The organism is Salinibacter sp. (genome assembly GCF_036626415.1).
Lineage (GTDB): Bacteria > Bacteroidota > Rhodothermia > Rhodothermales > Salinibacteraceae > Salinibacter.
In genome coordinates this window covers 1-6,791 of the sequence record NZ_JAZKRW010000149.1, presented here as the reverse complement: position 1 = coordinate 6,791, position 6,791 = coordinate 1, and the positions used below count along the sequence as shown (strand labels likewise).

Genomic DNA, 6,791 nt, shown 5'->3' with positions numbered 1-6,791 from the left:
CTTGAAAACAACGATCTTCAGCAGGCCCTCGATTTCGCCAACACCGTGGAGTCGAAGCGGGGCGATGACGAAGAGGTGGCCGAGATGATCAGCTCCATCCGGGAAGACATCTTTGGCAAAAACCCGCAGGCGAAGATCGCATACCTGGAGAAGCAGGTCGAGCAGAGTCCAGACAGCACCCAGCTGTTGACGGAGCTGTTCAATGCGTACAACCGGCAGGGCAGCGTCCAGAAGGCCTCGGAGCTCTCGAGTCGCCTGATGAAGATGGAACCGTCGGCCGAGACGGTTCGACAGATTGCGCAGATGCACCTCGAGGACGGCCGTCCCGAGGACGCGCTTCAGGCGTACGAGCGGGCCGAGGAACAAGGAGCCGAGCTAAAAGCCGAGGACTACTTCAACCGAGGCACGGCCTACCAGAAGATGGGAGAGCTCGCTCGGGCCCGTGAAGACTACCGGAAGGCCATCGATATGAAAGATGGCTTTGGGCGAGCGTACATTGCCATTGGCGACCTGTACGCCCGCGCCGTGAATCAATGCAGCGGCAGCGAAATGGCCCGGAACGACCGGGCCGTCTACTGGGCCGCCGTGGACAAGTACCGGCAGGCGAAAAGGATCGATTCCTCGATTGCCTCGACTGCAGACAACAAGATCCAGACGTACCGTGGGGTCTTTCCGAGCAAGGAAGACATCTTCTACCGGGAGGACTGGAAGAGCGGGCAGTCGTTCACCATCGACTACGGGTGCTACTCGTGGATTGGCGAAACGACCTCCGTCCGGTCGGCCCCTTCCTCCGGCTGATCCCGACCCCCTCCAGACATCAAAGGGCCGGCGTGCCGTTAAGGCCGTCGGCCCTTTCGTTTGTCACAGACGACGGCCGCGCCCCTGTCTGCAGGTCTGCCCTTCCAAAACACAGCGGGCGTCTTTGTATGCCCTTGTCCGAGTCGGTCTTGTGGTTCTGAGCGCCGACCACGTAGTTAACAGGGGTACTTCGTAACGGTCTTGTTGCGAAGCGTCCCTTTCGTCAGGATCTGTTCAGCATTCTTCCCATCCGTTCCGCATGGCTTCGATTCAACGTGTCACTGCCCGCCAGATTCTTGACAGCCGCGGCACCCCCACGGTGGAGGTGGACGTCACCACCGACGAGGGTGTGCTGGGCCGGGCTGCCGTCCCCAGCGGCGCGTCGACCGGCGCGTACGAGGCGGTTGAACTACGCGACGGGGACGCCGACCGGTACCATGGACAGGGCGTGCGCCAGGCCGTGGGCCACGTCAACGACGCGATTGCCGACGTCCTCCAGGGCATGAGCGTGCTCGAACAGGTATCCATCGACGATACGCTCCGCGCCCTCGACGGGACCGAGGACAAGTCACACCTGGGGGCCAACGCCATCCTCGGGGCCTCCCTCGCCGCCGCCAAGGCCGGGGCCGCCACCCTGGGCGTGCCGCTGTACCGACACCTGGGGCGCGCTACCGCCCGCACTCTTCCGGTGCCGCTCATGAACATCCTCAACGGCGGGGAGCACGCCGACAATAATGTGGACATGCAGGAGTTCATGATCGCTCCGGCCGGGGCCGGCTCCTTCTCCGAGGCCCTCCGCACCGGCGCCGAGGTCTTTCACACCCTGGCGTCCGTCCTGCAGGACCGCGGCTACAGCACCGCCGTGGGCGATGAGGGCGGCTTCGCCCCCGACCTCGGCTCCAACGAAGAGGCCGTAGAGCTCATTCTCGACGCCATTGAGAAGGCCGGGTACACCGCGGGCTCGGATGTGTTCGTGGCCCTCGACCCCGCGGCCGCCGAAATGGTCGAGGACGAGGCGTACGTCTTTTGGAAGAGCGACCCGGACACCGAACGGTCTTCGGAAGACATGGTCGAGTACTGGACCCGGTGGGTCGAGCAGTACCCCATCCTCTCGATCGAGGACGCCATGGACGAGGACGACTGGGAGGGCTGGGCCCTGCTGACCGAGGCGATTGGGGACGAGGTGCAGCTCGTGGGCGACGACCTGTTCGTCACGAATACGGAGCGCCTCCAGCGCGGCATCGACGAGGGCTGCGGCAACTCCATCCTGATCAAGCCCAACCAAATTGGTACGCTGACCGAGACGTTCAACGCCATCGAGACGGCCCAGAAGCACGGATTCACGGCCGTCGTCAGCCACCGGTCCGGCGAGACCGAGGACACCACGATCGCCGACCTGGCCGTGGCGGCCGAGACGGGCCAAATCAAGACCGGCTCGGCCAGCCGGAGTGATCGGGTGGCCAAGTACAACCAGTTGCTCCGAATCGAAGAACAGCTGGGGGCGACGGCCCAGTACCCGGGGCTCGACGCCTTTCCACTCACGAACTAAGCGGCCCCCTCCGCCATGCCCGACTCTACGCCTTTTAGCCGTCGCGTGCGGTGGGGGATCGGCCTGCTGCTGGGCGGGGTTCTCGTCTGGATTGCCTTCTTCGACAGCCACAGCCTGTGGCAGCGATACCGCTGGCACCAGGAGCTGGAGGCCACCACGCAGGAGAACGCTGAGCTCCGCACCGAGGTTGAGCGCCTCCGGTCCCAGCTCGACCGTCCCCTCTCGGACAGCGTTGTGGAGCGAATCGCCCGAGAAGAGTACGGCATGAAGCGCCCCGGCGAGACCATCCACCGCATCGAGCCGGACGAGTAAGGAACGCCCGTATCGTCAAAAAATCGGGCATGCGTTTTCCAGTCTCCGCCCTACGCACACACCTGTCCAGTACCGACCCTACGCACTGACATGAGCTCACACGCCGTTGGGGTCGACATCGGGGGAACGAACCTGAAGGCCGCACTCGTGGGCCGGGACGAGGGCATCCTCCAACAGACCACGTGCCCTACGGAGGCCGAGCAGGGACCCGAGCACGTCGTGTCCCAAATTACGGGGCTGGTCGCGGCCCTGAGTGACGCGGCCCCGCCGGACGCCGTGGCAGGCATCGGCATCGGGGCGCCCGGCGCCGTGAACTGGGCCCGCACGACGGTGTCACACCCGCCCAATATCAAGGGCTGGGCGTCCGTAAACCTGCGCTCGGCCCTCCAGTCTCGCTTGGACAACTCCCTCCCCGTCATTGTGGAGAACGACGCAAACGTGGCGGCCCTTGGGTCGGCCTTTTACGGGGCCGGGCAGCACGTCGACTCGTTCATCATGATCACCCTCGGCACCGGGGTGGGCGGCGGCATCATTTATCAAAACAAGATCTTTCGGGGCAGCACCGGTGGGGCCGGGGAGATCGGGCACATGACGATCGATCACGAGGGCCCCTTTGCCAACTCGGGCGTGAGCGGGGCCATCGAGGCCTACCTCGGCCAAAAATTCTTGACGGCGCACGCCCGTGACCGGATCGTCAACCACCCCGAAAGCACCGTCCAGGAGCTCGTGGAGGGCGACTTGGAGGAGCTGTCCCCGCGCGTGCTGTACGAAGCGGCCACACAGGGCGACGAGTTTGCCCAAGACATGCTGGCGTGGGCCGGCCACAAGCTCGGGTGCGTGCTCGGCTCCGCCGTAAATCTCCTGGACATTCGAACCATTGTGGTGGGGGGCGGCGTTTCTGCGGCTGGAGACTATATCCTCGATCCCGCCCGCGACGTTCTCCCCCGCTTTGTCACGCCGGGGCTCCGAGACGACCTCCACATTTACCGGGAAGAGCTCGGCAACGAGGCCAGTCTTCTCGGGGCGGCTCGCCTTGCCTTCGAGGGCGAGGACGCCCAGGTCGGAACTCGATAGCGACCGGCGTTCACACGTGCCCTTGCGCACGGCCCACGCGCAGTCTCGGGGGCGGCTCGTGTCCACCCCACCGCCTGGTGATTGTGTTTCGCTCCCTCCGACCGGATCGGTTCATTGTTGGGCTTGGGGCCCTGCTGACATTGGCCCTTCTCGCCCGTCCGGGCGCCGCACAAGAGGGTCGCTCCGTTCCCGACTCCGTCCGGCAGTCTCAGCAATCCTCGTCGCCGGACGCGGCTCGCCCTGGCGCCAATGCCGAGGGCGGCGGCGTAGAATTCACTGCGTCGGACTCGCTGGTCATCGTCACCCCCCGAGACTCGGTGGACCACGGCACCCTGCACGGCCAGGCGCAGATGTCGTACCAGGGCGCCACCCTGGAGGCCGGCACCATCGAAATGAACTTCGAGACGAGCGTCCTCGAAGCGTTTGGCTCCCCCTCCGACACCGCGGACGCCCGGCCCATCTTTGAGCGCAGTGGCGGCTCGCAGGGAAGCGGCCAATCGTTTACGGGGAAGACCCTCTCTTACAGCCTCGAGACCCGGCGCGGCCGTGTCGTGACGGCCCGCACGCAGCAACAGGACGGCTACGTGCAGGGCGACGCCGTGAAGGTGTTCGAGGACAGCACCCTGTTTGTGCAGGACGGGCGGTACACGACCTGTGACTGCCCCCCGGGCGAGACGCCCTCGTACTCGCTCCGCTCCAACCAGATGAAGGTGGACGGAAAGTGGGTCTACACCGGCCCCATTCACCTGTACCTGTTCGACATCCCGACGCCCCTGTGGCTTCCGTTCGGGTTTTTGCCCAACGTGTCGGGGCGACGGAGCGGCCCCCTCGCACCGGACTACGGCCAGGACCGCCGCAAGGGCCTCTTCCTCCGCAACTGGGGCTGGTACTTCGCGCTGAACACCTACACGGACCTCCAGCTGCAGGCGAGCGTCTGGTCGAAGGGAAGCTTCGAGGTGAACCCAATTTTTCGCTACCGCAAGCGATACAACTACAACGGGCAGGTCAACCTCACCTACCGACGGACCCAGATTGGCGAAGAGGAGGACCCCGACTTCACCAACCGGCATCGGGGGCAGCTCAAGTGGCGGCACAGCCAGGACCTCTCCCCCACCGCCACCATCCGCGGTGACATCAACCTGGCCACCTCGACGGACTTCGCGCGCCGCAACAGCAACAACTACAACGACGCCGTCAGCCAGGAAATTTCGTCGAACCTGCGCTACAACAAAAGCTGGCCGGGGAGTGGCAAAAACCTGAGCGTGAGTGCCAACCAGCGGCAGCAGCTGCAGAGCGGGGAGGTGTCCATGACCCTCCCGAGCCTGGACTTTACTCAGCGCTCGTTCAAGCCATTTGAGGTGGACCAGGCGGTGGGTGAGGACCAATGGTTTGAGAAGATCACAACCTCCTACGACCTCTCGGTCGAGAACAGCTACTCGTTCTCTCCGCGGGACGTGGAGCAGCTCCGCGAGCAGGGCGATTCCTTGGAGGCAGACCGGGTCGCCGGCATCGCCTGGTACGAGGCGCTCGTGGACCGGGAGAAGTATCGGACCGCTACCGGCGACGACGAGCCGTTCGACTTTAGCGCGACGCACCAGATTCCAGTCAGCGCCTCCTTCCGGGTCAACCGCTACAACCTCAGCCTCAGCCCCAATTTTCGCTACAACTCGGACTGGCGCATCAGCACGGTCCGCCGGGTCGTGAATCGCGATACGACCGAAGAGGACACCACCCGCACCACGGAGGAGCGAAGGGTTCAGGGCTTCTACGCCCGCCGGGAGTTTTCGACGGGCCTCTCGGCAAATACGGAGCTGTTTGGGACCTTTCCACTCCGCGCCGGCCCCTTCCAGGGCCTTCGACACCGCGTGAGTCCGTCCCTTTCGTTCAGCTACAGTCCCAATTTCAACGCACCGTTCTGGGGACAAACGCGCCCGCTCCGCTTTGCCAACGGGGACCCCGTCCGAAACGATCAGGGAGAGCCCATCCGGTACGACATCCTCACCGGCAACCGGGTGCGCGGGAGCAATGAGCAGCAAACCCTGAGCTTTCGCCTGGACAACGAGCTTGAGACGAAGCGCGTCCGCGTCGACTCGACCGGAGAGACGGACGAGGAAAAAATCAAGCTGCTGGACTTCGACCTGGACACCTCGTACAACTTTACGGCCGATGCCTTCAAGCTCAGCGACATTGGCCTTCGGGCCCGCACCTCGATCCGCGACTTCAGCGTCCGGTCGTCCATGACCTTTTCCCCCTACCAGCTTCGCCGCCCCGAAGACGGAGGGGAGTTCCAGCGCGTCGACCGCTACATGTTCACGGAAAACCCGCTCACGCCGGTGCGCCTTACGCGGTTCAGTCTCAATCTCAGCAGCTCGTTCCAGGGCGAGGGGGGAAGCGGTGGCGTGGACACTCGGCCCGGCCTGCAGTCGGGCAGCCGGGGCGGCACGTCCGGGCGTCCCGGCCAGGGACGCCCCTCCGCGCAGACGGGGGCGTCTAGTTCTCGGCGCGGCGGGGCCGGGCCTCAGGGCTACCTCGACACGAACATCCCCTGGACCTTGAGCTTTGACTTCAACTACAGCTTCCGCAAGCCGCGGAAGCAGATCGAAGGGCGGAGGGCGACGCTCAACACCCAGTTTGGCTTCGACCTAACGCCGCGATGGTCTTTGGAAGGCCGCACGGGCTACGACTTCGTCCAGCGCGAACTGGCCACCACCAGCATCAACCTCAACCGCGACATCGGCCGCTGCCGATGCTGGGTGATGTCCTTCAGCTGGGTGCCCTTCGGCTCGCGCCAGTCGTACAGCTTCAGCCTTCAGGTCAAGAGCGGGCAGCTCTCCCAGCTGCTCCGGCTTCAGATTCCAAACTCAGGGCAGGACGGCCCCTTGGGGGGGTTTGGAGACCGACTCCGCAACACCGCGAGCGGCGTGGCCGGCAGTGGGCGCGGCAGTCCCTTCCCCTAGCCCGATCAGGCCGAATGCCTCGCGACGGCCTGCGACGTTCTCCCAAATAGAAGCCCGCCCTCAGCGCGGCTGAAGGCGGGACGAAGGGCGGGCCCGGGAGG

5 protein-coding genes are annotated in these 6,791 nt (G+C 64.9%); all 5 read left to right on the top strand.

What is annotated here, in order from left to right:
- Positions 1-798: tetratricopeptide repeat protein (locus V5A20_RS12570; RefSeq protein ID WP_332327481.1), on the top strand; the 798-nt coding region annotated here is incomplete at its 5' end.
- Between the two features lie 259 nt (positions 799-1,057).
- Positions 1,058-2,347 carry a phosphopyruvate hydratase gene (eno, locus tag V5A20_RS12565; protein ID WP_332315459.1) on the top strand — a complete coding sequence of 430 codons (1,290 nt, stop codon included), beginning with the start codon at positions 1,058-1,060 and terminating at the stop codon, positions 2,345-2,347.
- Between the two features lie 15 nt (positions 2,348-2,362).
- The gene (locus V5A20_RS12560) at positions 2,363-2,659 is read left to right on the top strand and encodes an FtsB family cell division protein (RefSeq protein WP_332315460.1); all 297 of its coding nucleotides are present in this window, start codon (positions 2,363-2,365) and stop codon (positions 2,657-2,659) included.
- A gap of 90 nt (positions 2,660-2,749) precedes the next feature.
- Complete coding sequence (locus tag V5A20_RS12555) at positions 2,750-3,733, top strand: ROK family protein (protein ID WP_332315461.1); 984 nt, start codon at positions 2,750-2,752, stop codon at positions 3,731-3,733.
- 83 nt (positions 3,734-3,816) lie between these two features.
- On the top strand, positions 3,817-6,690 hold the full coding sequence (locus V5A20_RS12550; RefSeq protein ID WP_332327480.1) for a putative LPS assembly protein LptD: 2,874 nt from the start codon (positions 3,817-3,819) through the stop codon (positions 6,688-6,690).
- Positions 6,691-6,791 lie beyond the last annotated feature (101 nt).